Raw genomic sequence first — 24,305 nt, 5'->3', positions numbered from 1 at the left:
CGCAATTTTAGTTGCAGCTATCCTGGTCGTCGCTCAGGATGCCTTGATCAGCATGTTTAATAATGCTATGGCCATGATGAATCGCTAAGGCCGCGCCTACCATGCCATCACTAGCTCGAGAGAAGGAAAGAGGGAACGCCCCTGCTGAATTCGTGATGGTTTCAGCTATGGTGCTCATGCTCTTTTTGGGTGTTCTGCAAATAGCTTTTGCAATGTTTACCAAAAACGTGGTGCAGGACGCCGCCTCTCAGGGCGCACGGTATGGTGCCATGCTAGACCGCACCCCAGGTGATGGCGAAGAAAGAACTCGCGAGCTTCTCTATAGCGTTTTACCGGAGAGCTATTCCACAAGCGTGACTAGCTCTGTGACCCAGTGGCAGGGGGCAGAGGCTGTAGAAATCAGAGTTGCTGCGCCAATTCCTGTGATTGGACCTTTCGGTTTGGGCGGGACATGGGAGGTGACCGGACATGCTGTTCTTCAAGGTGACTGAATGTAGGCGCCGTGTGGAGCAAAGGTTAGGCCTGCTAAGAGAGGGCTGCTGTGCTTCTGGAACTGAGCGCTCCCATGAAGCCGGCAATGCACTGATCGAGTTCATCATGCTCGGTGCCCTGCTCATGGTTCCTACCGTGTATTTTCTACTGTCCGTTTTTGCCATGCAGTCAGCAGCTTTTGCGGCCTCTAATGCCAGCGCCCAAGCACTTCAGGTCATTCAGCAACTGCCTCCTGACCAAAGAAGTCAGGGCACCGCTAGCTCAGTTGCCGTCATGGCAGCAAGTGACTTTGGGCTGGACGGTAACCACATCACTACTAGGCTGGGCTGCGAAAACACCTGTGCGCAGGGCGAACGAGTCACGGTTGATGTTACGGTTCAAGTTGACCTGCCCTTGATTCCTTGGGCAGGGGCACCGACTATGGCTAATATGACCTCTCGGGCCATTAGCTGGGGAGGAAACTACTCATGATCGCTCTGCGCACTGTCAAAGTCTTGACCAGGGCAGCTTTCTGCTCAGGTAAGACCGGGGGCTTAGAAGAGGGGCCTAGGGCACTAGCTCAGTATTTTCCATTTGTCAGAAGCACCAAATCGGAATCTGAGCGGGGGAGTGTTCTCATCTTTATCGTGGGTTTATGCTTGGTTCTGCTCCTGGTGGCCTCGACTGTGGTGGGGGTAAGTTCTGTCTATTTGGAGCGGCATAGACTTCAGTCTTTGGCAGATCAGGCTGCAACGTCGGCGGCTCAGAGGGTTGAAGGGATCTCTGCGGCCTCGGAATCCGAGGCGCTTATCCACCTTAACAGCGCTACTGTCACCAGCACTACTCAGACCTTCCTCACCGAGAGCGGAGCGGCCGGTGATTTTTCTAATCTGGCGCTGAGCCCCGGTACCGGTGTATCGGGTAACAACACAGCTGTGGTGGTTCTCTCCGCAAGTGCCCACCCACCCTTGCTCTCCATTGTTGTACCCGACGGAGTGAATATAACGGTAACTGGTAAAGCGCGGGCAAGAGCTACCCAAGGGCAATAATCTATGAGGACTACTCACAAGGTATACCGGGCTTATGCTCTTTCTTGACCCTCTCCTCTGGTACGCTGGTGCTCACAAGGCACACTAGTCCTAAGCCAGCAACTTGGCTGTGTGACTGTCTGACCTACCCTGATGAATAAGCACCAATAAGTAGTAGACCGGGAGATAAATACCATCTGACCCCGCCAGCAGATTTATATGGTCCTGTTCAGAAAAGATAAACGGCATCTGGGAGATTTTCTGGCAAAAACACAAGTTCAAATGGGCGTTGAATAAGCTTTGGCTCACCCTACCTAACAGCAGATAAATTCTAGGAACAGTGATCAAGTTCGGGGGCGGTATGACAGTCAGCTGGGGTTGTGACTTTTGGTATAAGCCTCGTACTACTGAGCCAAAGCAAGGGCAAAGAACCAAAAGCCTAGGTGAACACCCAGACTGGTTAAGGCAATGGAAATGGAGCCGGAAGGTTCAGAGTAGCTGATAAGAGGTAGCAGCTGATAGGTTTTAGGCTCTGCGAAAGCTAGCCTTTTGCTACAAACTAGCACCAAACCAAGCGCCCGTTCAGGGTTTCCGATATTGTTAATAGCCATGGCTACTTTAGACTTCTCTGCCCAGATCAAAACCTTGCGCTCAACATACGCCTCCATCGAAGAGGTCAGCGATGTTGAGCACTTGCGTGCAAGCATCGCAGAACTCTCCCAAGCCGCCGGCGCACCCGAACTCTGGGATAACCCAGAAAGCGCCCAAAAAATCACCTCAGCCCTATCCCACAAACAGGCCGAACTCGATAAACTCATCAACCTCAAACAAGCCATTGACGACCTAGAAATCATGGTCGGCCTAGGCCAAGACGAAGAAGACGCTGAAGTCCTGGCCGAAGCCGAAACAGAGCTGCGCGCCATTGAAAAGAAGCTCAAAGAGCTCGAAGTTATCACCCTGCTATCGGGGGAGTACGACCAGCGCGAAGCCGTTATTACAATCCGCGCAGGAGCTGGCGGCGTTGACGCCGCAGACTTCGCTGAAATGCTCATGCGCATGTACCTGCGCTGGGCGGAGAAGAACGGCTTTGAAACAGCAATCATGGATACCTCCTACGCTGAAGAAGCCGGCCTGAAATCAGCGACCTTTGAGGTCAAAGCTCCCTACGCTTTTGGGCGGCTATCGGTTGAGGCAGGAACCCACCGACTGGTTCGTATCTCGCCCTTTAATAGCCAGGGTAAGCGTATGACTTCCTTTGCCGCTGTTGAGGTTATCCCGCTGATTGCCCAGACCGACCACATCGACATCCCTGACTCTGAAATCAAGGTTGATGTGTTCCGGTCATCGGGCCCAGGCGGCCAATCGGTGAACACCACAGACTCGGCTGTGCGCCTGACACACATTCCCACCGGAATCGTGGTCTCCATGCAGAATGAAAAATCACAGCTCCAAAACAGAGCCGCGGCTCTACGGGTGCTGCAGTCCCGCTTGCTCCTGCTCCGCAAAGAGCAAGAAGACGCCCAGAAAAAAGAAATGGCAGGGGATGTGAAAGCAAGCTGGGGCGATCAGATGCGCTCCTATGTGCTCAACCCCTACCAGATGGTCAAAGACCTCCGCACCAGCTACGAAGAAGGCAACCCCGGCGCTGTTTTTGATGGTGCCTTAGACGGTTTTATCGATGCCGGAGTGCGCTGGCGCGCCGGGCAACGACAGACACGAAAGAACGAAGAGTAAGACGTGGCAAAAAAGAAAAAAGTAACCAAAGAAGACCCCAATAACCATACCGTTGCCTCCAACCGCCGGGCCCGCCATAACTACAACATCGTAGAAACTTGGGAAGCTGGCCTAGTGCTCATGGGCACCGAGGTTAAATCTCTACGCGATGGCGGCGCATCAATCACCGACGGCTTTTGCCAGATGTACGGTGATGAGCTGTGGCTTGAAGGCATCCATATTGCCGAGTACGGGCGGGGCTCTTGGACCAATCACGCAGCCCGCCGTCGCCGCAAGCTCCTGCTTCACCGCAGCGAGATTAACAAGATTGCCCAAAAATTGCGTGAGAGCGGCTACACTGTGGTGCCCCTCAAACTCTATTTCAGCAAGGGGCGGGCTAAAGTAGAAATAGCTCTAGCCACCGGTAAGCGCGACTACGACAAGCGCCAGGCTCTCAAGGAACGCCAGGATAACCTGGAAGCCCAGCGGGCTATGCGCTATAAAAACCTCGGCTAAAGAAAACATATTGGAGAGAACACCATGACAACCGGAAACAACAACAATTACAATCCCTACGGCCAGTACGGCAACAGCCAAGGCACCAACGGAGCTGACGCTGAACTCAATCAGCAAGCTACCAGCCAGCCTGAAACTGACTATGGTCAGCAAGCCAGCGGGGGGCAAACCTCCTCAGATAGTTATGGCCAAGCTCAGGCCAATGCACAGGGGGATACCGGCTACGGATCATCCCAGCCCCAGTACGGTAATACCTCGGCAGCCAACCAGCAGCAGCCCAATTATTCTGCTCCGGGATATGGCTATTCACAGTACCCTGCCGGTGGCTATCCTACGTACGCTGCTGCTGAGACCAATAAGCCAAAAGGGCTAGCTATCGCCTCTATGGTGCTGGGTATCATAGGCTTTATCTCAGGGTGGGCAGTAATCGGTGGCATTTTTGCTTTGGTGGCTATTGTCTTGGGTATTGTGGCCTTGGTCAAAACCAAGACCGGGGGTGGAGGAAAAGGGTTTGCAATTACCGGTATTGTTACCGGAGCCCTAGGTCTTCTCATCTCTATTCTCATGCTTATTCTTTTTGGGTGGATGTTCGCTGCCATCGGACCAGCTATGGAGAATTGCTCGCAGTACACAGATAATGAGACCCAGCTAGAGCAATGCCTCAATGAACAGCTGGGTCTTGAATTCGACTATTCTAGCGGTGAATATCAGAACTCCTAGCATCTATCGAACCTTTACAGCCAGGTAATACCAGTGATAGTATGAGGACCCTGAGATTGGTGGCCTGTCATCGCTCATATGGGCTGCGGCCCGAGCGAGGAGCGGGAACATCAAACTTGGGGTTCTTTGATAAAAGAATATGGGGATGATCGGTTTCGACGATGTGAGTTGAGATGGATGAAGCGTGCCGAGGATGCAGGGTTATCTCGTAAACGCCCTCTGCAAAAAAATAAGTGCAGAATCTAAGCGCACTGACTTCGCACTCGCTGCCTAATTAACCCAGCGATGCAGTCTGGTAGCCTGAGCCTGCCTTTAGCTCAGCCCCTACCATCAGTTTAAAAGGCCACTGCTGGTAACTCTCTTCGTAGGGGTTGCCGGGACTTTTATACGAATAGGTTAGGCCTTGTAAGTGTTTGCGCAAGCAAGGTAGCCGAAAACACCGATTTCACAAACTGCGCACGGAGAAGACCCGTTGACGCCACATCGGACCGGGGTTCGATTCCCCGCATCTCCACCATTTGTACTACAAGCAAAAAAGTTTGGGTACAGCTGAAGCCCTTGAGCTAGGTTTTATACTGACAAGCATTTGCCTAGCTTGAGGGCTTTTCTGACCTGTGCTAGCGCCCCGGTGCTAGATTTTTACCTTCATTTCTAAACTGTCATGATAGCCAGGGTCTCAGCCTAGCTGGCCGCTACAAAAGACCGCTGTCATAAACTGCAGAGCTGATAAGCTAAGTATGCCGGTATAACCAACCCGCGAAAGCGAGAAGCAAGCTGTGACTACTCAGAACCCTGCACCGAACTTGCCCCCTCAGCCGGGAGCAGTAGGGAACCTTCCTCCACAGGTACCGCTTGTGCCCGCTTTCGATATTGTGACCCCCGGCGAACCCCAAGAGTTTTTGGTACCACCCCAATTCCGTAAGCCCTACGGTGCTCTCGTCCGGGACAAGAGAGGCAAAGGCTACTACCTTGCGGTGATGTCTTTTTCTGCTGCCGTTACCAGCTATCTGGTTGTTTTCCTTGCCGGGATCCTGGCTCTTGCTGCCCTGATTCCGGCTGTGGGCGCTATCGTCCTGGGGATCCAGGCCCTGCGGTCTAAATCCCGCTCACCCCAGACGCAGTTAGCGGGCCAGACCTCCGGTTTTGCATGGGGCGGTATCGCCCTGGGTGCTCTTTGCCTGCCACTTACCGTGGGCATGTTCCTGCTTAATTCCTGGTTCCTGAGCTCAGCTGAGGCCGCTAACTGTGAATACGTCTACCGAGGCGACGAAGCAGCTATCCAGCGTTGTATAGAAGCTAACACCTATTAGAGGTTAAGCCATCTTGACAAGGGCCTGCGCGGTCCATTGCCCCAGGGGCGCTAGGGAAAAGATTTGAGCCTGTGTGATAGAACTCATTCGGGTTAGTATAGGAGATAAGCTGGCCCTATGACAGCGGGGCTAGAAGCTGACATGTACCCACCAGGAGCGCCCCATGACTACCAGCAGTGGCTTTACCCCTCTTGACCCTGAGCACCCTACCACCGATGAGATCCCCTTCATCTACCCGGCACACTGGGAAGCGGATGTGGTGTTGCGGGACGGTGCCACAGCTAACCTCCGGCCCGTGCTACCCACAGACCGTGCTGCCCTTGAGAAGATGTACGCAGGGCAGTCTGAGCGTACCATCTACCTTCGCTTCTTTACCCATAAGCCCAAACTCAGCGACAAAGAACTTACCCGCTTCACCACGGTAGATCACAATAACCGGGTCGCTTTTGTGATGATGCTGGGCGAGGAGATGATAGGTATCGGGCGGTACGACCGCACCAACGACCCAGCTGAGGCTGAAGTTGCCTTTATGATTTCCGATGCTCACCAAGGCCGGGGGATCGGGTCAATCCTCTTGGAACACCTGGCCGCTGCGGCCCACGAACGCGGGATCGATAGGTTCAGCGCGGAGGTCTTGCCACAAAACCGTAAGATGCTTAACGTCTTTACGGATGCTGGTTACGAGATTACTCGCGAGTTTGAAGATGGCCTGGTCATGGTTCACTTCAATATTGACCCCACAGACCGTTCACGAGGTGTCATGGAAGCCCGTGAACACCGTGCAGAAGCCAAATCCATTGCTGAGCTTTTAGCACCCCAAGTTCTTGCTGTTGTGGGTTCTGCCGATAACTGGGAAAGAACCGGGCACAAAGTTCTTAAGACGCTGGTCAAAGGGGGCTTCAAGGGCAAAATTTACGGGGTCAACGAAGCCGCACACCCCGCCGGAGATATCCCTGTTCTGGAGAGCATCACCCAGGTACCTGAGCACGTGGACCTAGCCATTATTGCTGTGCCCATCAAAGATGTTCCGGCCGTAGTTGAGGCCTGTGGCCAAGCAGGAGCCAGGGGCGTACTCATCTACACTACCGGCTATGCAGATGATGGCGTGCGTGGCCGTGCCCGCCAAAAAGCCCTGGTCAAACTGGCTAGGAGCCACGGGATGCGGGTTATTGGGCCTGCTTCATTTGGCCTGCTCAACAATAACCCCGCTGTTCAGCTAGATGCCACTATCAGTTCACAAGACCCTGGCCCGGGGAGCCTGGGGCTCTTTAGCCAGTCCTCAGCTATCGGTGCCGTTCTTTCTAACTCCGCAGTGCGGCGTAACATCGGTGTCTCGTCACTGATTTCTGCAGGCAACCGGGCAGATGTTTCTGGCAATGACATTATGCAGTACTGGGAAGATGACGATGCCACCGGCGTATGTGCGCTCTACCTTGAATCCATTGGCAACCCCCGAAAGTTCTCGCGTATTGCCCGAAGGCTCTCACGGGCCAAGCCGGTTGTGCTCGCCAAAAATGCGGTAACCGGCCAGCAACTGCCGCCCGGTCACTCCGGACGCACCGCCATAACACCACCCTCCGCCTTGGACTCTATGTTCAAGCAGGCCGGTGTTATCCGCGCTGAAACCATTGAGCGGGCGCTCGATGTCACCCAGATTCTGGTCTCTCAGCCTTTACCTGCTGGCAGGCGGCTAGCTATTCTTTCGAATGCCTCAGCCCTGGGGCAGATTGTCGCTGACCGGGCCGAAGAGCTGCGTATCGAGGTTACTCTCACCGAAACTATGCTCAGGCTAACCGATGAGGCAGAGGATGGCCTTGAGATTTTGGAGGCCGTGGCAACCAGCGCCCTTGAATCTGCTGAGGTTGATGCTGTCATCGGCGTGTTTATTACGGGTGAATCAATTGACCCGCAGGACGTGGCGAGAGTACTTCATCGGGCAGGTCAGCAGAGCGGTAAACCTATCCTGGCTTCTTTCCCTGGAGCACTGAGCGATCAATCGACGCTACGCGGCATTTGGAGTGAAACAGCCCACAGCCAAGAGCAAGAGTCCGAAGGGGAGGGTACCGCCTGCCTGCAGGAAGGGCTAGCCTGCTTTGAATCACCGGGTGAATCAATTCTGGCGCTCGGTGCGGTTATGGATTATGTGGAATGGCGAGATAAAGAAACCGGTGCTCTGGCGGTGCCCGAAGGTATCAGCCCCAAAGCCGCCGCCGCAGATATTGCCACCCACCTACAAGCTGAAGCTGGGGCAGGCAGCTCCGGACCGGTAACACTTGATGACCTTGCTGCTACCCGTTTACTCGGGCACTACGGGATTAGCGTTCTTCCGGAATACCGCTTTGATACCCCAGAGCAAGCAATTGCTGCTGCGGCCCAAGCCGGCGGCTACCCCGTAGTCCTCAAAACAACCGATAGCTTCCTGCGCCACCGGATTGACCTGGGAGGGGTAAGACTCGGCATAGAAAGCGACGAAGACCTGGTAAGCGAAATCGCCCAGATGCACAGAACACTTGAACCCTACGGACATTTTGACCTAGCCCTCCAAAAGCAGGTACCCGCAGGCCAAACTGCCGTCCTCAAAGCTGTGGAAGACCCGCTGATTGGCCCGGTTGTTTCTTTTGGTATGGCTGGTGATGCCACCGCCCTTCTCGATGACTGGGCCCACCGTATCCCGCCTTTGACCGAGCGGGACGTCTACAAGATGGTTCGATCGCCCAAAGCCGCCAGTAAGCTATTTGACCCCGAGAACAGGCACACCGCGAGAACCGACTTGCTAGAGGACCTATGCGCACGGGTAGCGCTACTCAAAGACAACCACCCAGAAATTGCGCACCTGGAACTCAACCCAATTCTGCTGTCACCCGATACGATGACGGTAGTGGGTGCCAGCATACAGCTTGCCCAGTCTGCCCAGCGTACCGACTCAGTACGGCGTGCCATGAGTAGCTAAAAACGGTCAGCCCTCCGACGACTGTATAGCTGGCATACCCTAGAATAGGGGGAGCAGGAACTAGGCTCACTGGAATAAGGACCACCGTGAATGATATGAGGGGTGCAACCGGGCTCACCCAAGATATTCAGAAGGCAGGGTTTTACCCCGAGCTCGTACTCGATACTGTTTCTGAAGCACTTGACGGACTAGAACCTACCGCCCACCTGGTGCAGGTGGAAACCCACTTCAATCAGAACGAAGTCCACCGGCATATTACGGTCTTAGTGGTTGCGGGGGAGCACCTACTTGTTGCGCATCTTGATGATCAAAACCTCGATGATGAGGGGCAACAGGTACTCGCCCACGTTTCGGTTGAGACCCTTCACATCAGCAAACTGACCACCTTGACGGTCAGCTACAGCTACCCCCAGCCCCAAGACTATGCACCTGGGCACCCTGTCTCGGAGGTATCACTCTTAATTGCATGGACGGGGTCGCACAGGCTGGATATCCAACCCGCCGAATGCGCCGAGCCGAGCTGCGACGCTAACCACGGCTACACAGGTTTAGTGCCTCGAGAAGATATGCTCATCCGCATCAGCACTTCAGCAGATGGGGCAGAAGCCACCGAAAAGGCTCGGCGCTTCGCGCGTACCCTGCGTTCAGCCCACCTGAACCTGGGAAGGAGGCGCTAAGGTGAAAGATTTTTGCGGCTATGAGTTACCCCCCACACCGGGCTACAAAAGCCACAACGTGGGCGACCTCTTCGAATCATGCGGCAGCCTCACAGGCCAGGGCTCCTTCCAACCTGATGACCACCCCCTCTACGGTCCGGGACGTCATGACTTATTGGGCCTTGCTGACCGCCTCAAAGCTGCAGGGGCAGACCCAAACCGTTACCGGAGCGTCTGCCTGGTTATGGTTGATGGGTTGGGTCAATCCCTGCTGAACCGCTACGCTTCCTACGCCCCCTTCCTTAAAAGTGCTAGGCAACTTGGGCCTCTTCACTCGGCGGTTCCCTCAACAACGGTGGCTTCGCTGACCAGCTTAGGCACCGCATGCCCACCTGGCTACCACGGTATGGCAGGCTATGAGGTCAAGAACCCCGCAAGCGGAAGGGTGATGAACCAGCTTTCTGGCTGGGATAAAGCTGTTTCACCCCGCGACTGGCAACCCTATCCCACAGTTTTTGAGCGCTACCAGAACCACCTTGACGTTGCTACGGTATCACTCAGCAAATACGCCGGATCGGGCCTGAGTGAGGCGGGGCTACGCGGTGGGCGCTTTGTGCATGCCGCCGGTTACGCGGCCCGCACCACCCTAGCGGCAAGCCTGCTGAACTCTCGCAAGCCGTCCTTGGTCTACCTCTACTGGGGAGAAATTGACCAGGCAGGCCACAAATACGGTACAGACTCTACCCAATGGCTTGAACAGCTTGAAGAGCTGAATCTAGCACTCAAATCCTTAGCCCGCCGCCTGCCACCCCACGTCCTGCTCTTACTCACAGCAGATCACGGCATGGTTGATATAGCACCAGAAGCGCGCATCGATTACTCGGGGGACAACCAGCTCCTTGAGAATATTGAACTGACGGCGGGGGAGCCTCGTATGGTTCAGCTCTATCTCAAAGATAAGAGCCCAGCTGCAATCCAAGATACACTCGGGCGTTGGGGGGAATCTTGGGGAGAAAAAGCCTGGGTGGTTGAGACAGAAGAGATGTTCCAAGCCGGTTACTTTGGTGAGACTATCAGCGACACCGCGCGGGCACGTATTGGGGATATTGTGGTAGCAGCCCGGGAGCCCATTGCTCTCTACGATATGCGGCACTATAAGCCACACGCCCTGCAGATGGTAGGGCAACACGGGTCACTTACAGCAGAGGAAACACAGGTGCCTCTGCTTATGCTCCCCACCGGCTAAAGCTCCTACCAGAGCACAGTAAAGCCCCGTCCACCCCTAGCGAGAGGACGGGGCTTAATTCTTTTGGCTTTACACACTAAGGACTAGCAATCACAGTAGGTTCTTCCAAAGACGCCGCTGCAGTGGGGGCTTCAATAGGTGCGGTGGAGGGAGGCGGTAGCGGTGTCTCATCAATGACCTTGCCAGCGTCTGGGCCCGGCACCGTGGTCTCGATGGGGCGTTTGGGCTCATCGATAGGCGAAGCGTCGGCCGGAGGAGTAATCTCCGCTGGATCACTGGGGGACTCAGTAGGCTCTAAGGTAGCCTCTTCCGCCTCGGTGGGAGCTGGCTCAAGCGTAACAGGGGGTTCAGGCGCGGTCTCCTGCACTGTAGCCTCGGCTACAGGATCGGTGGTTGCGTACTGGACGGTACCGGGAGGGACAGCGTTTTCCTGAGCTTGCTGCTCAGTGACGGTTGGTTCCTGAGTATTAAAACTGGGGGTCGGTGCCGGGTAAGTACTGGTAGGAGTTGCGGGTGCCGAGGTCGTGGGGCTGTCACCGCTGGGAGCAACCGAGGTGCCTGAAGCCGGCTGCGAGCTGCTACCCTGGCCTGGCAACAGCAAAGCAAAAGCAAGGACCGCGGCGGCAGCGGTGAGAACCGCAGAACCTACAAAGAAAACCTTGGAACCGAGCTTTCGCTGAGCGGGCTCCTGAATCAGAGGACCCACCGGGGCTAAACGGTCCCGCTCGGCGGCAATGGCAAGCTTCTGCTGTTCCTTCTCAGCCTGCTCAAGGGCCGCTGCGCGCTCAGCAGAGCGGTCAGCACGGCGCTCGCGCCGGGTTAGCTTCTCGAACTCATCACCGTTCTTCATGAGGCCGAGGGCCAGTGAGTCGTCTTCAATATCAATTTCTGTACGCTGTGAGCCGCTGTCGGCCGTGACGTATTCGTAGCCATTGGCTAGGGTCAAGACATCAGTAGCGTCACCCGATGCAGCTGGCGGCTCAGGATCAAGACTCGGGGTAGTCTCACCAGGGTTTTCAACCTTGGGCAGAGGTTCGGTGATGCTATCGGGCTCACCGGCAGTGCTGGAATCTTTAGGATATGAGTTAGGCAAATTTTCCTCATCAAATATTTATGCCCCACCGAGCGCCTAAGTTGGGGTATGGGTGGCGTCGGGCGAACTCTGGGTACGGGTGTCTGTATAAGTCTACGTTGTCTTACGGGTTTTTGGGGCAGTGGCGCTTGTAACCCTTCACGAGCCATGCCGGGGTGGGAAACTATAAGTCAGCACAAAAAGTCCTTGTGCCCTGATATTTAGGGCACAAGGACCGTGCAAGATAAGGGTGACCTGGGCTAGCGGCGCTGGTTACCGAAGATAATGTCATCCCAGCTTGGAACGCTGGTCCTCTTACCGCGTGCAGGCTTAGCCTTAGGGCCAGAATCTGCATCGCTTTCATCGCTTGATTGCTCCGAACCTTCAGGGAGCGCCTGAGGGTCATCGCTTACTGCCTGAGAAGCATGGTCGGTATCTTCTGAATCAGCATTAGATTGGTGCTCGGAGGTAGCGCTCAGATTCGCCTCAGCCGATTGTTCTTCAGCAGCTGTATCCTGCTCCAAAGCTTCAAGATTCTCCTGCCCGTTTTCTTCTGGGGCACCGTTTTGAGGCTCAGCCACAGACTCATCTGCTATAGAAACTGCAGTGTGGTCTTTAGGTACCTTAGTTTCAGCGGCTTCCTGGGTATCGGGGGCAGGCAGGTCATGGAGCTCACCTACCGACTGAGAACCGCGTCGGGCTCGCTCCAACAAGTCTGCCAGCTTGCGCTCACTGGCTGGGTCAAAGGAACGGACACCACGGCGCGACGATAGCTCGTCAAGGAGCTCGTTCTGCTCCTTGTTCTGGGGCACACGAACAGGGGTGACCTTAGGAGGTGCTACCTGAACACCCAAACCGGGAGCCTTCTTCTCGTCTTCCTGAGCTGTAGTAGCGTCCGGTGCCTGAGGTGAAGAAGGGGTGAGTCCGGGAATGGGGGAGTCGTGCGAGTGGTCACGGCCCATGAGGAAGTAAGCGGCCTCGTTGGAGGCATAGATACTCTGGTTAGCAGGGTTAAAGTTCCAGCGTGCCGGGAACATAACGGCCCTCGGAAGCTCAGGCAAAATATCATCGCTGAGTGAAATATCGAGGGAGACAGTCCACTGACCTGATTCCTGCTGCCAGGTGGACCAATCCATGGGTGCTTCTTCAAAGCCAAAGCGTGCCGAGACTTCTTCAATGTGCTGGTTAAGGCTCTGAGCGTTCTTGCCCTGGCCCGGAGCCGGCGAAATCATGACAGAGCGGGCTGTATGAATGATATTGGCACGTTCAGCCACAATAGGCCACTCGTAACGACGAACCCTGTTAGGTTCCCATCCTGATTCTGCGGCGATTTCTTCGACCGTTGCACCCTGGCGGAAACGGGTCTGAATCTCTCGGGGTCCGAAGGTGCCCTTGCTGCCCCCTCGGAGGGGATTAATACGGCGGGCGCGGGCAATGCTCTGGCGTAGGTTCTGATCAATAGGCAACAGATAGGTTGTGCCATCTGCTGATTCGAGGACCAGATTTTCTCCATCGTCGTGGATGCCAGTTAGGCGCAGTTCGGGCACTACACGGTCTCCTTTATGGGCAACTGGCGTTACCAGATGGGTAACGCGCTTCTTCAATCTTTACACTTACTTGAAAGATTACCGTCTCAAGCTGTGCTTGAGGCAGAAAGTGGCCTTTCATGGGGCGGAAGATTGAAAAAACAGCCATATCTCAGGATTATTCTCTTAATCTCAAGCACAACTTGAGATGCCCTGAATGATGCGCCTGGCGCTTCGAGCCAGTTTGTGACTCGCTGGGCCAGAACATGAACGTTCTACTTGCAATCTGAGAACTAATGGTGAACAATTCTACCCGTCACCTCATCAACTCTGAGGGCCTATGGGATTTGCCTAGACCGGCGCTAACGGAGTGACCCAACGAGGTGCAGGTACCTCACCGACCCTGGGGTATCTACCCTTCGCACAGTTTACGGAGAAAATATGGCAACCGATTACGATGCACCTCGCAAGCAGGATGAAGACAGCAAAGACCAGTCTTTTGAGGAATTGCGATCACGCCCCTCAGAAATGCAGTCAGGCGCTGTTGATGAGGATGAGAACGCAGCAGCCGAAAGTTTTGAGCTCCCCGGCGCTGACCTCTCTAACGAGGAACTGAACGTTGTAGTTCTGCCCGCGCAGGAGGACGAGTTCACCTGCGGCTCCTGCTTCCTGGTGCGTCACCGTTCGCAGATTGCCCGCGAAGAGGGCGATTTCAAGTTCTGCATCGAATGCGAGAGCTAACCCTTAGCCTAAGAACGAGTAACTAAAGAGCCGAATGCGCTGATTGCATCCGGCTCTTTCTGTATCTATTGACCTAGAAAGGTTAGTGCCTTGCATAACCCCAGACACGCGCAGCTGAGCACTTATGAGGCGTCTTGGTCAGCGGCTAGGCCCTGGTTCAGGATTTCTGCAATTTTTTCGGGGTGACGGCTTGAAGCGATCCAGTAGGGGGTGGGGTCAGCAGGATCGGTAATTTCCACCCGGATGACGGAAGTAATCCAGCCCCTGAAGCACATGTAGGCGCGGCCATCAAGCGCAGGGCCAGTGGCAACTCGCGCGTCTTCACCTCTGAAAGCCTCAGCGCGTCCTATAAATTCGCGTTCAATACGGGCACGGCCAAAGCGAACAGTCGACTCAGTAATTTCTAGAGTTGGCGAGGTCCCATAGAGTAGGGCACCTACCGACAGGGCAACAATGATACCCGCTACAATACCGGCGGCGATATTGATGGGAGCGCCCACCAGGAAGGAAGCAAGGCCAGCTCCTAGGCATCCCAGCCAGAGACCTACCCCGGGAGCAAGACGTTCTTTATAAAGCACGGTAGCGGGGCTAGCAGACATGGTTTCCTTTGCTAAATATTCGGTGGGAAGTCACCTATCCTGATGAATAAGTGCCGTTCACAAGTCTACGAGATAGAAGAGGAACTTGGGCTGATGTGCTGTTTTCAACCTGAAACCGGTGAAACCAATTTCTTGGTCAGTTAAGTCCTTGATCTCTGGGGAGAATCACTTTTAGCTCTATGCCGGGTACAGTATAGGGGTGATGAATCAGATACATGTTGAAATCAAGATGCTCGATGAAGGGCTTGAGCCACCAGCCTATGCGCAGCCGGGAGATGCCGGAGCAGACCTGCGTTCGCGCATTGACCTGACCCTTGCCCCTGGGGAACGCGCCCTGGTCCCTACCGGTGTGGCTATCGCCCTGCCCGAGGGATATGTAGGGCTAGTGCACCCCCGCTCAGGGCTGGCTGCTAAGCACGGAATCACCATTGTGAATGCGCCCGGCACAGTCGATTCAGGGTACCGGGGTGAGCTGATGGTAAGCCTGCTCAACACCGACCGTGAGAAGAGCTTTGCGGTCAAGCGTGGTGACCGTATTGCCCAGCTGGTCATCCAGCGTTTTGAGACAGCCATCTTCAGCCTGGTTGATGAGCTTGATGAAACTGAACGCGGTTCTTCGGGCTTTGGCTCAACCGGCGTACAGTAGTTATCAGTAAAACTTTTACCCAGGAGAGTCAATGTTTGGTTTTGGCAAGAAAAAGCAGGAAGAGGTCGCGAGGGCAGATGCCGAGAAGGTAGAAGAGCCTGAGAACCCTTCACCCGAGCAGGAGGCTGCACTCGACGAGTCAGCTGACAAGGCTACCGGCCCGACGAGTGACGATACCCCTGTTGTTTTTAGCCGTGAGGACGGCCCCTGGGATATCTCCGAAAAGTCTACTGGCCATCAGTACATTGACTTAGGTGGCCTGTTCATCAAGAGCAACCCCGGTTTGAACCTGCGACTTGAAGCAGATACAAAATCTCAGCAGGTGATCGCGGTGACCCTGCAGATGGGCGAAGGCTCACTCCAGGTCCAGGCATTCGCTGCCCCCAAGAGTCGCGGTATTTGGGAGGATATCCGTCATGAGCTCTCCGAGAGTGTTCGGCAACAGGGCGGCCAGGTAGAATTTTCCGACGGTGCTTTTGGGCGTCAGCTCATCACACGTGTACCTGCCGAACTGCCCGACGGTCGCAAGGGCTTTAGAATTGCCCGCTTTGTAGGCATCGATGGCCCCCGCTGGTTTGTTCGCGGTGTTTTCTCAGGCAAGGCTGTACTTCCTGGGCAGGACGCTAGCGCGCTTGAAGAAGTGCTCCGGAATATTGTTGTTAACCGTGGCTCCAAACCCATGGCTCCCCGCGACCTGCTCCCCATGCGCGTTCCCCAGAATATTCAGGAAGCCGCAGCCCAACAGCAGGCGGCTGCCCATGAAGGGGACTCATCTAAGCCTTCATTGGAAGTTCCCCGCCGCGGCCCTGAAATCACCGAGATCGGTTAAGCACTGTGGGCGAGACTGAACACCAGGGCACGGTGACCCGTCTTGAAGACTACCCGGAGCGGTTCAGAGCACGCGTTGCTGGCCGGGTAGAACTTGTTCGCATATCCCATGCCGGGATGAGCCCCCGGTTTGAGGTGACGCTAGGCGTTGAACGTTCTAGGCCGCTTCCTCCGGCAAAAACACACCCTATGACGGGTATGCCCATTGCAGAAACCGGTGAAGACCTGGATGACACTGCCGATGTCAGCACCACAGAGGATACCCCAACCGGTGAGATTTCGGTGCTGGATGCCGAAACAGGCTTTACTAGTCGTTTTAGTGTGACTAAGGCTGTTTCACGTGTCCTTTTTCCTGATTTTCCGCCGCTGAAACCGGGGGTGAGGCTGACCCTGATTTGGCTGGGCCAGCACCAGGTCCCGGGTATCGAAGCGGGCGGCTATCTGCGGGTCTCCGGCATGCTTAGCACCAGAGAAGATACACCCACCATGTATAACCCTCGCTACGAGATTGTGCCCAACATGTAGGGCAAGTCCCCAAGCCAAAGGCCCCCGTTCTGTCAGAGAGCGGGGGCCTTACTGGTAAGAGAAACTGCCTCTAGCTGAAGAGGGCGCGGATGTCGTCCTCACCGGCAGGGGTGGTCACAAAGAAGAGCTCGTCACCTGCTTCTAGGACATCATCGCCGCTGGGCGCTATGGGGGAACCATCGCGGAGAATAGCGGTCAGGGTGGCTTCGTAGGGCCACTGTACGTTGTTAACGGTGTGCCCGATAATGGGATGATTGGCAGGTACGGTGTATTCGACCAGGGTGGCACTGCCTGATTTGAGGGTCAGCAGGCGGATCACGTCACCAACCTCTACGGCCTCTTCTACTAGGGCGGTCATCAGACGCGGGGTGGATACCGCAACATCCACACCCCAGGAATCGTCAAAAAGCCACTCATTCTTGGGGTTATTGACGCGGGCTACGGTACGGGGAACCCCGAATTCACTGCGAACAAGTAGAGAAACTACCAGGTTAGTTTTATCGTCGCCAGAAGCCGCGACCACTACGTCGGCGTTCTCTGGCTTGGCCTGACGCAGAACCGATAGCTCACAGGCATCACCGATAACCCAGTGGGCGTGCTGAATATCGCTCCGGCTAATGGCCTCGGGCTTAATATCGATAACAGTAACCGAGTGCCCATGCGAAAGAAGTTCTCGGGCGCTCGATGAACCTACGGAACCTGCACCAATAACTATTACTTCCACTGCAGATCACCTTCGCTGTCTTGGGCAGGGGGCTCGCTTAAGATCCTCACGATATCGTTGATGTCTTCGGTGCGCATCATAGCGTGCAGAGTGTCACCCTGCTGGTAGGAGCTTTCTGGGGTGGGAAGCATACCCTCCCCAAAGCGGGTAATGTAGGCCATTCGCACGCCAGCTGCTTGTTCAATCTCGGTAATGGCATGACCAGCCCAGGCCTCGTGGAGCTGGAGCTCACCCAGCATGAGGCGGCCTGAGGCCTCACGGAAGTCACCAGCCATAGCCTGCTCCGGCAAGATACGGCGGAGCACCTGATCAGTGGACCACCGAACAGCTGCCACCGTGGGAACACCTAGACGCTGATAAAACTCTGCACGGTTGGGGTCATAGATGCGGGCAACAACGTGCCGAACGCCGAAGGTCTCACGAGCCACACGCGAGGCAATGATATTGGAGTTATCTCCAGAGGACACAGCCGCAAAAGCGTAGGCATGTTCAATTCCAGCTCGCTTGAGGGTTTCTCGATCAAAGCCGACACCGGTAACTTTCTTGCCCGCAAAATCTTTGCGCAGGCGGCGGAAAGAGCGGTCGTCTTGGTCGATAACAGCCACCGAGTGACCGGCGTCTTCCAAAGTATGGGCTAGCATGACTCCAACACGCCCCGCGCCCATAATTACAAAATGGGGCACACCGCACCTCATCACATCGTATAGGGAACACAAACTGGCTCCGCCACATGCCGAAGCCTCACCCTAGTCTACGCCCCTCAGAGCACCGAACCCATGGGCTAAGGGCTGTTCGCGGGCAATCGAGCTACTGTGTGCACAGAAAATGTGGTGTGTACGGCTGTTCTTTGAGGCGCCAAACGACTACGGTTACTACCTGTGAAGAATATTCGGAGTGTGTTCAGCCACCTAGTGCTTGGTGCGCCCGTCACCAGTAGACACGCAAAAAAAGGCAATCTGCCTAAGCGCCGTGCCCTGCCGCTCTTTGGTGCAGATGGGCTGTCGTCTGTTGCTTACGCACCCGATGAAATCATGCTCACTCTGCTCATTGCCGGTCACGGTGCCCTCGTCTACTCACCCTTTGTGGGACTGGGAATTGCTCTGATCCTCCTGATCGTGGTGGGAACCTACCGGTACAACATCAATAGGGTAGGGGAGAAAGGCGACTTTGCCCTGGTTCACCAGAATTTGGGAACTGGTGCGGCAATGCTTCTGGGCGCGGCCCTCATGGTGGACTTTATCCTCACGGTCGCGGTATCTCTCTCATCGGCAGCCCAATACCTCGAGTCCATCACCCCCGCAATTCTGGGGCACCAAAGGCTCATTGCCTGCTCACTCATTGCGCTAGTAACCCTTCTGTGCTTGCGCGGGCTTAAATTTATGCTGGGAATCTCGCACCTCCCCTCCTATTTCTTCTTGATTCTTCTGACCGGCCTTATTGCTTGCGGCATCATTGCCGATAGCTCAGGTGACTTAGGCCTAGCTTCCTCAGCCTCCTACCGGCTAGTTAGCGATAAGGACGCAATGAACACTCTTACGACCCAAACCGGTATGGGGCTACTGCTGCTCCGGGCTTTTGCCTCCGGCTCTGTGGCTCTTACCGGTGTTAACACCATCAGCAACGCGGTGAACGCTTTTGCACCGCCACGCCAGCGGAATGCCGCAACCAGCTTGATGATTGTCGGTGGGCTTTCAGCGGTCTCTCTGCTGGGGGTGCTCTATCTAGCCCAAAAAACAGGTGTAGTTTTTGCGATTGACCCCAACCTCCTGATAATTGACGGTCAACCAGCAGGGGACGATTTCCACCAGGTCCCTGTTCTGCTCCAGATTACCCAAGCAATTTTTGCCCACCAGCTGGCAAGCGTCCTGATGGGTATTGCAACGGTAGGGGTCTTGATTGTGGCCGCTATGACAGCCTTTACCGGCTTCCCCATGCTGGCAACAACTATCGCAGCCAAACAGTACCTACCGGTGCAACTTTCAGCTCGCAGTTCCAGCTCGCTTTACGCCAACGGTGTGCTTGCCCTAGGCCTTAGCGCTATGTTCCTGGTAGCGGTGGTCGGGCCCGATGTCCACACGCTTGTACAGATGTACATCGTAGGTGTCTTTACTGCCATGACACTGACCCAGTACGCTGTGCTACGGAACAGGTGGAAAGCCCAACGTATCACCCTGGACCGTAAAAAACGACAGCATATCTGGCGGGATATAGCTATCACAGCAATTGGCGCTAGCGCATCTGTCATCGTTCTTACCGTCATTATCCTGACTAAATTCACGCACGGAGCCTGGGTTACCACCCTTCTCATACTTTTCTTGACTTGGACTATGAGCAAAATCAACAAACACTACACGCGTATCGACCAGCAGCTAGACCTGGACGGTAACCTGCAAGAACTAGCGCGTGACTGCGCCCTACCATCCCGCGTCCACGCCCTGGTGTATGTTGAGCGGGTACGCAAGCCCGTTTTGCGGGCTCTGGCCTATGCACGGGCCTCGCGCCCGTCCTCTGTTGAAGCCCTGCTCGTCAATGTTGATGAGGCCCGAACCCGCGAAAACATCGATACCTGGAACGCTCTGCAACTACCGGTGAACCTGACCGTTCTTGATTCGCCCTACCGCGATCCCGTAGCAAGTGTGCTCGACTACATCCATCATCGGAGGCAAAAATCACCCCGCGATGTTGTGGTGATTTACCTGCCTGAATATGTGGTGGCACACCGCTGGCAAAGGTTCCTGCACCGCCGAACAGCTCACAAACTCAGGGGTCGGCTACGCCATGAGCCCGGAGTAGTGGTAGCGTCAGTCCCATGGCAACTCGAACAATAAATGACTGAGCCTGCCTTCCCCTTTTCTGGCTTACTGGCCACCTGCCATGAGCCCTATTCCTGATACGAGAACATATGAACACGCAAAATCCCACCACAGACACCGCCAGCTTCGACATAGGTAGCCTCGTGCAGGTAACACCCGAGCGGCCGGCACACGGCGGTGCCATGGTGGCTAGAGTTGGTGAGCGTGTTGTCTTTGTGCGCCACGCGGTTGTAGGCGAGACCGCGCTGGCGCGGATTACCGGGCGCGGTCCCAAGGGGCGGTACTTCTTCGCTGATGTTATCGCTGTTGACCAGCCTTCACCCCACCGCCGCCCCCACCCCTGGGAACCAGCCGATGCGCTCGCCCAGGAGAACCCTCTGGGAGGAATGGAATACGGGCACCTGCTACCCGCTACCCAGCGAGACTACAAGCGCCAGGTACTGGCTGAACAGCTGGTACGATTGGGCGGTCTTTCGGCTGAGCATCCACTCATCACCCAGCTTCAGGTGCAGGAGTTACCCCTTGAGGGTGAGGGCCCAGCAGACCTCGGTTGGCGGACCCGCGTTCACTACACCGTTGAACGGGAGAGCGGGAAAATCGCCATGTTTAGGCACTCGTCCTCCGAACCTGTCCCCCTTGAGAGTTTCCCCCTGGCCGATATGCGTCTGCAAGAGCTTGAGCTTCACAAGCTTACCCTGGAGGGCCTTGCGCGGCTTGATGCAGCAGTTTCCGCCAGCAACATGGTGACCCTGGTTTTCTGGGTATCTGCTCAGACAAGACCTACCGACGTTGCCCCTGCAATCGAAGACCAGTGTCGCAAGCTGTGGGGCTCGCTGGAAGACCGCCAAATTACTCTCATCTTCCGCCCCGAAAAGCAGGGTGGACGCAAACGCGGCACCAAGCCCCAGGAGGTAGTTCTGGGTGCTGGGAACACCGAGCTGCTTGAAACGGCAACTGTCTATGCCCAAGATTTCTACTGGCTGGTTGATGCCACCGGCTTCTGGCAGATTCACCGTTCTGCCCCGGAGGTACTGGGGAATGCGGTACTTGAAGCTACCAAGCTGAAAAAGGGCATGACAGTCTACGACCTCTACGCAGGTGCTGGCCTCTTCACCGCCCTAGCGGCTGATGCGGTAGGGGATAAGGGCACGGTTCTTTCAGTAGAAGGGTCAGCTACCACTCACCGTAACGCCCGCACCAACTTTGCTGCCCAAGGTCCCTCCCGAACCCACCGATCAGAACGTACCAGTGTGCGACTTGAACGCGGTGACGTCTCAGCCGTCTTGGGCAAGCTCGGCCCTCAGGCGCTGGCCGGACGTTTTCCCACACCCGATCTTGTCATCTGCGACCCCTCCCGCGAGGGCGCAGGTAAAAAGGTCATGGAGCAGGTGAACGAGCTCAACCCCGCCACCATTGTTTATGTGGCCTGTGATCCTGCTGCTTTGGGGCGAGACACCGGCTACCTAGGCCAGGCTGGGTGGCAGCTGGCCTCTGTGCAAGGGTTCGATATGTACCCCAACACCCACCATGTGGAAGCTCTTGCTGTCTTTACTCGCAAGTAAACTTATGGCGGGTATGTATCTCACCTTTTGAAGATAAGAAGATACATACCCGCCATAGGTACTTGGCTGGGGTGCGATACTGGTTCTCAAGGGATTGATCCACTTTCAGGCCAGCAAAATAAGCAGCTTCATGGGCACTTATCTGATTCTGCTTGTGGAACCTTACCTGAGGCGCTCGGTCTGGTCGTCCCACTCTCTAGCTACCTCGCGCAGAGCATCTTCTTTCTGACGGGCATGATGGCCGCAGAAGAGAAGGTCGTTGCCCGATGCCAGTACTACTCGCAGATAAGCCTGGGCACCGCAAGCATCGCAACGGTCGGCAGTGGTGAGTTCACGGGCTTCAAGAGTAGTAGCCATCGATAGCTCCTTTTCAATATAAGTTGGTTTACTTCCCATACAACCACTTTCGGTGCCTTAAAGCTTGTCCTTTCGCCCACAGCACTTAAACGACACCCGCCCCGAAGCCAGCCCGCCCCTACCTGGGCGTGTACTAAACTAAATAGGCACGCCCCACCCGTAATCCCAGGAGAGTTCCGTGGCCGCAAACACCTATACCGCGCGCAACCTATCTGTGCTCGAAGGCCTTGAAGCTGTTCGTAAGCGCCCCGGCATGTATATTGGCTCTACCGATTCCCGTGGCCTGATGCACTGTCTCTGGGAGATTATCGATAACTCTGTAGACGAGGCACTAGCCGGGTATGGCCAGTCAATTCAGGTTGTTCTCTACAAGGACGGTTCCGTTGAAGTGCAGGACGATGGGCGTGGTGTACCCACCGATATAGAACCCCGCACGGGCCTATCTGGCCTTGAGGTGGTCTATACCAAGCTCCACGCTGGCGGTAAGTTCGGTGGTGGTTCCTATACTGCATCGGGGGGCTTGCACGGTGTTGGTGCATCGGTGGTCAACGCGCTGTCCTCCCGTCTAGATGTGCAGGTGGACCGTGGCGGTAAAACCTACCAAATGAGCTTTAGACACGGGGTACCCGGTATCTTCGAGGACGGACGGACCCCCAAACCGCAGGCTCCTTTCAAGCCCTCTGGTCAGGCTCTTGAGATTATCGGTAAGGCCAAACGCGGTGTGACCGGTACCCGTGTGCGTTACTGGGCTGACCCCATGATTTTTACTCCGGACGCCCGTTTTAGCTACAGCGAACTGGCCGCCCGGGCCCGCCAGACTGCTTTCCTGATTCCAGGCCTGCGTATTGCCGTGCGTGATGAACGCCGCCTGCCCGGTACCCCCGGTGAGCACGAAACCCACGAAGAAGTATTTCAACATGACGGTGGTATCGCGGAGTTTGTGGACTACCTGGCCCAGGACCAGGCGGTTACCGATATCTGGCGCTTTAGCGGTAGCGAGACTTTTACCGAAACGGTCCCCGTCCTCGATGCAGAGGGGCACTCTCAGCTCACTGAGGTTGAACGGGAATGCGAGGTCGATCTTGCTCTGCGCTGGGGCACCGGCTACGAGACCAAACTCAGGACCTTCGTCAATATTATTGCTACCCCCAAGGGCGGTACACATCAGACCGGCTTCGAACAGGGTCTACTGAAAACTTTCCGCAAGCACATTGCCGATAATGCCCGCAAGTTTAAGGCTGGTAACGACAAGATTGAGAAGGACGACGTTCTTGCAGGCCTGACCGCCGTGCTGACTGTGCGCCTGGCGGAGCCCCAGTTTGAGGGCCAGACCAAGGAGATTCTGGGCACCCCCGCTGTGCGCCAGATTGTTTCTAAGGTTGTTGCCAAGGAATTGGCTAGCAAACTCAACTCAACCGCTCGCGGCGAAAAAACTCAGGCGGCCGCCGTCAGCGAGAAAGTCGTTGCCGAAATGAAATCGCGTATCTCCGCGCGAGTTCATAAGGAAACCCAGCGCCGCAAAAATGCCCTGGAAACTTCATCTATGCCCACCAAGCTGGTGGACTGCCGCTCCACCGACGTTGAAAAGTCCGAGCTCTTTATCGTTGAGGGCGACTCGGCTTTGGGGACGGCCCGCCTGGCCCGTTCCTCCAACTACCAGGCCCTGCTCCCTATTCGAGGCAAGATCCTGAATGTCCAGAAGGCTTCCCTGACAGATATGCTGGCCAACGCCGAGTGCGCGGCCATCATTCAGGTAATTGGTGCCGGGTCGGGGCGTACCTTTGACCTGGAGCAGAAACGCTATAACAAAATCATTATGATGACCGATGCGGACGTGGACGGTGCCCACATCCGCACCTTGCTCCTGACACTCTTCTACCGCTATATGCGGCCTCTGGTGGAACAAGGGCATGTCTATGCGGCTGTGCCGCCCCTGCACCGGGTAGAGGTGATTAAGCGCGGGACCGCCAACGAGATGATTTACACATACAGCGAGAAGGAACTGCACGAACTCCTTGCCCGCCTAGAATCTGAGGGTAAAAGCTATAAGGAACCTATCCAGCGCTATAAGGGGCTGGGCGAGATGGACGCTGACCAGCTTGCAGAAACCACCATGGACCCCCGCCAGCGTATGCTACGGCGCGTACGGGTGGAAGATGCTGAAGCCGCCGAACGGGCTTTTACCCTGCTGATGGGATCAGAGGTTGCGCCCCGTAAGGACTTTATTATCAGCGGCGCCCATAAGCTGGACCATACAGCAATCGACGCCTAAGCCTCTTGATGCCCGGTGCAGGGTAAAGTG

Annotated in this window: 23 protein-coding genes and 1 other RNA gene; 18 read left to right on the top strand and 6 right to left on the bottom strand. The window is 55.6% G+C overall.

Annotated elements, in window-relative coordinates; genetic code table 11:
• Positions 1–101 precede the first annotated feature (101 nt).
• The 11 genes from ACN082_RS09000 (at position 102) to ACN082_RS08950 (ending at position 10,610) form a co-directional block, all read left to right on the top strand.
• Complete coding sequence (locus ACN082_RS09000) at positions 102–491, top strand: TadE/TadG family type IV pilus assembly protein (protein ID WP_419100522.1); 390 nt, start codon at positions 102–104, stop codon at positions 489–491.
• Positions 469–963, top strand: coding sequence for a hypothetical protein (locus tag ACN082_RS08995; protein ID WP_419100521.1), 495 nt, complete (start codon positions 469–471; stop codon positions 961–963). Before ACN082_RS09000 ends, ACN082_RS08995 begins: the two co-directional genes overlap by 23 nt.
• The gene (locus tag ACN082_RS08990) at positions 960–1,520 is read left to right on the top strand and encodes a pilus assembly protein TadG-related protein (protein ID WP_419100520.1); all 561 of its coding nucleotides are present in this window, start codon (positions 960–962) and stop codon (positions 1,518–1,520) included. The genes ACN082_RS08995 and ACN082_RS08990 overlap by 4 nt, the downstream gene beginning before the upstream one ends.
• 588 nt (positions 1,521–2,108) lie before the next feature.
• On the top strand, positions 2,109–3,233 hold the full coding sequence (prfB, locus tag ACN082_RS08985) for a peptide chain release factor 2 (RefSeq protein ID WP_419100519.1): 1,125 nt from the start codon (positions 2,109–2,111) through the stop codon (positions 3,231–3,233).
• A 3-nt stretch (positions 3,234–3,236) separates the two neighbouring features.
• Positions 3,237–3,728, top strand: a complete 492-nt coding sequence (gene smpB / locus ACN082_RS08980) for an SsrA-binding protein SmpB (RefSeq protein WP_419100518.1) — start codon at positions 3,237–3,239, stop codon at positions 3,726–3,728.
• Between the two features lie 24 nt (positions 3,729–3,752).
• Entirely contained in the window at positions 3,753–4,448 is a 696-nt protein-coding gene (locus tag ACN082_RS08975) for a DUF4190 domain-containing protein (protein ID WP_419100517.1), read from the top strand.
• A gap of 141 nt (positions 4,449–4,589) precedes the next feature.
• Positions 4,590–4,965: a transfer-messenger RNA gene (gene ssrA, locus ACN082_RS08970) on the top strand.
• Between the two features lie 259 nt (positions 4,966–5,224).
• Positions 5,225–5,758: a hypothetical protein gene (locus ACN082_RS08965; RefSeq protein WP_419100516.1), complete on the top strand. Its 534-nt coding sequence runs from the start codon at positions 5,225–5,227 to the stop codon at positions 5,756–5,758.
• 163 nt (positions 5,759–5,921) lie between these two features.
• Positions 5,922–8,708 carry a GNAT family N-acetyltransferase gene (locus ACN082_RS08960; RefSeq protein ID WP_419100515.1) on the top strand — a complete coding sequence of 929 codons (2,787 nt, stop codon included), beginning with the start codon at positions 5,922–5,924 and terminating at the stop codon, positions 8,706–8,708.
• Positions 8,709–8,803: 95 nt separating this feature from the next.
• Positions 8,804–9,385, top strand: a complete 582-nt coding sequence (locus ACN082_RS08955) for a DUF5998 family protein (protein WP_419100524.1) — start codon at positions 8,804–8,806, stop codon at positions 9,383–9,385.
• Between the two features lies 1 nt (position 9,386).
• Positions 9,387–10,610: an alkaline phosphatase family protein gene (locus ACN082_RS08950; protein WP_419100514.1), complete on the top strand. Its 1,224-nt coding sequence runs from the start codon at positions 9,387–9,389 to the stop codon at positions 10,608–10,610.
• Positions 10,611–10,686: 76 nt separating this feature from the next.
• Here the strand turns inward: ACN082_RS08950 and ACN082_RS08945 are convergent, their stop codons facing one another.
• Positions 10,687–11,703, bottom strand: a complete 1,017-nt coding sequence (locus ACN082_RS08945) for a hypothetical protein (RefSeq protein WP_419100513.1) — start codon at positions 11,701–11,703, stop codon at positions 10,687–10,689.
• 239 nt (positions 11,704–11,942) lie between these two features.
• Positions 11,943–13,229 carry a septation protein SepH gene (gene sepH / locus ACN082_RS08940; protein WP_419100512.1) on the bottom strand — a complete coding sequence of 429 codons (1,287 nt, stop codon included), beginning with the start codon at positions 13,227–13,229 and terminating at the stop codon, positions 11,943–11,945.
• Between the two features lie 420 nt (positions 13,230–13,649).
• On the opposite strand from sepH, the gene ACN082_RS08935 reads away from it, so the two are divergent.
• The gene (locus ACN082_RS08935) at positions 13,650–13,949 is read left to right on the top strand and encodes a DUF4193 domain-containing protein (RefSeq protein WP_419100511.1); all 300 of its coding nucleotides are present in this window, start codon (positions 13,650–13,652) and stop codon (positions 13,947–13,949) included.
• A 122-nt stretch (positions 13,950–14,071) separates the two neighbouring features.
• On the opposite strand, the gene ACN082_RS08930 is transcribed toward ACN082_RS08935, so the two are convergent.
• Complete coding sequence (locus ACN082_RS08930; protein WP_419100510.1) at positions 14,072–14,548, bottom strand: DUF3093 domain-containing protein; 477 nt, start codon at positions 14,546–14,548, stop codon at positions 14,072–14,074.
• A 202-nt stretch (positions 14,549–14,750) separates the two neighbouring features.
• On the opposite strand from ACN082_RS08930, the gene dut reads away from it, so the two are divergent.
• Genes dut through ACN082_RS08915 form a run of 3 tightly spaced genes read left to right on the top strand, consistent with a single transcriptional unit; the run spans position 14,751 to position 16,547 of the window.
• Entirely contained in the window at positions 14,751–15,194 is a 444-nt protein-coding gene (gene dut, locus ACN082_RS08925) for a dUTP diphosphatase (RefSeq protein ID WP_419100509.1), read from the top strand.
• A 31-nt stretch (positions 15,195–15,225) separates the two neighbouring features.
• Positions 15,226–16,023, top strand: a complete 798-nt coding sequence (locus ACN082_RS08920) for a DUF3710 domain-containing protein (RefSeq protein ID WP_419100508.1) — start codon at positions 15,226–15,228, stop codon at positions 16,021–16,023.
• A gap of 5 nt (positions 16,024–16,028) precedes the next feature.
• Positions 16,029–16,547: an asparaginase gene (locus ACN082_RS08915; protein ID WP_419100507.1), complete on the top strand. Its 519-nt coding sequence runs from the start codon at positions 16,029–16,031 to the stop codon at positions 16,545–16,547.
• A 70-nt stretch (positions 16,548–16,617) separates the two neighbouring features.
• Here the strand turns inward: ACN082_RS08915 and ACN082_RS08910 are convergent, their stop codons facing one another.
• Positions 16,618–17,271: a potassium channel family protein gene (locus ACN082_RS08910; protein ID WP_419100506.1), complete on the bottom strand. Its 654-nt coding sequence runs from the start codon at positions 17,269–17,271 to the stop codon at positions 16,618–16,620.
• The gene (locus ACN082_RS08905) at positions 17,262–17,954 is read right to left on the bottom strand and encodes a potassium channel family protein (protein WP_419100505.1); all 693 of its coding nucleotides are present in this window, start codon (positions 17,952–17,954) and stop codon (positions 17,262–17,264) included. Before ACN082_RS08905 ends, ACN082_RS08910 begins: the two co-directional genes overlap by 10 nt.
• Positions 17,955–18,167: 213 nt before the next feature.
• On the opposite strand from ACN082_RS08905, the gene ACN082_RS08900 reads away from it, so the two are divergent.
• Both ACN082_RS08900 and ACN082_RS08895 read left to right on the top strand, forming a co-directional pair.
• Positions 18,168–20,099, top strand: coding sequence for an APC family permease (locus ACN082_RS08900; protein ID WP_419100504.1), 1,932 nt, complete (start codon positions 18,168–18,170; stop codon positions 20,097–20,099).
• Positions 20,100–20,173: 74 nt separating this feature from the next.
• Complete coding sequence (locus tag ACN082_RS08895; RefSeq protein ID WP_419100503.1) at positions 20,174–21,646, top strand: class I SAM-dependent RNA methyltransferase; 1,473 nt, start codon at positions 20,174–20,176, stop codon at positions 21,644–21,646.
• A 162-nt stretch (positions 21,647–21,808) separates the two neighbouring features.
• Here the strand turns inward: ACN082_RS08895 and ACN082_RS08890 are convergent, their stop codons facing one another.
• A complete protein-coding gene (locus ACN082_RS08890; protein WP_419100502.1) occupies positions 21,809–22,003 on the bottom strand; it encodes a DUF7455 domain-containing protein in 195 nt (64 codons plus the stop codon).
• Between the two features lie 178 nt (positions 22,004–22,181).
• Here ACN082_RS08890 and ACN082_RS08885 point away from each other — a divergent pair, with 178 nt between their 5' ends.
• Positions 22,182–24,275 (top strand): DNA gyrase/topoisomerase IV subunit B, encoded by a 2,094-nt coding sequence (locus ACN082_RS08885; protein WP_419100501.1) that lies wholly within the window; start codon positions 22,182–22,184, stop codon positions 24,273–24,275.
• Positions 24,276–24,305 lie beyond the last annotated feature (30 nt).

Source organism: Rothia sp. CCM 9417, from assembly GCF_048513575.1.
Lineage (GTDB): Bacteria > Actinomycetota > Actinomycetes > Actinomycetales > Micrococcaceae > Rothia.
The sequence above is the reverse complement of the archived record's forward strand: the minus strand, read 5'-3'. Positions and strand labels throughout refer to the sequence as shown.

Excerpts from the sequence above, each read along its gene's own strand:
- ACN082_RS08920 (WP_419100508.1), top strand. The coding sequence starts at position 15,226 with ATGTTTGGTTTTGGCAAGAAAAAGCAGGAAGAGGTCGCGAGGGCAGAT.
- ACN082_RS09000 (WP_419100522.1), top strand. The coding sequence starts at position 102 with ATGCCATCACTAGCTCGAGAGAAGGAAAGAGGGAACGCCCCTGCTGAA.
- ACN082_RS08975 (WP_419100517.1), top strand. The coding sequence starts at position 3,753 with ATGACAACCGGAAACAACAACAATTACAATCCCTACGGCCAGTACGGC.
- prfB (WP_419100519.1), top strand. The coding sequence starts at position 2,109 with ATGGCTACTTTAGACTTCTCTGCCCAGATCAAAACCTTGCGCTCAACA.
- ACN082_RS08935 (WP_419100511.1), top strand. The coding sequence starts at position 13,650 with ATGGCAACCGATTACGATGCACCTCGCAAGCAGGATGAAGACAGCAAA.
- ACN082_RS08930 (WP_419100510.1), bottom strand. The coding sequence starts at position 14,548 with ATGTCTGCTAGCCCCGCTACCGTGCTTTATAAAGAACGTCTTGCTCCC.
- dut (WP_419100509.1), top strand. The coding sequence starts at position 14,751 with ATGAATCAGATACATGTTGAAATCAAGATGCTCGATGAAGGGCTTGAG.
- ACN082_RS08960 (WP_419100515.1), top strand. The coding sequence starts at position 5,922 with ATGACTACCAGCAGTGGCTTTACCCCTCTTGACCCTGAGCACCCTACC.
- ACN082_RS08995 (WP_419100521.1), top strand. The coding sequence starts at position 469 with ATGCTGTTCTTCAAGGTGACTGAATGTAGGCGCCGTGTGGAGCAAAGG.
- ACN082_RS08990 (WP_419100520.1), top strand. The coding sequence starts at position 960 with ATGATCGCTCTGCGCACTGTCAAAGTCTTGACCAGGGCAGCTTTCTGC.
- ACN082_RS08895 (WP_419100503.1), top strand. The coding sequence starts at position 20,174 with ATGAACACGCAAAATCCCACCACAGACACCGCCAGCTTCGACATAGGT.
- ACN082_RS08890 (WP_419100502.1), bottom strand. The coding sequence starts at position 22,003 with ATGGCTACTACTCTTGAAGCCCGTGAACTCACCACTGCCGACCGTTGC.
- ACN082_RS08955 (WP_419100524.1), top strand. The coding sequence starts at position 8,804 with ATGAGGGGTGCAACCGGGCTCACCCAAGATATTCAGAAGGCAGGGTTT.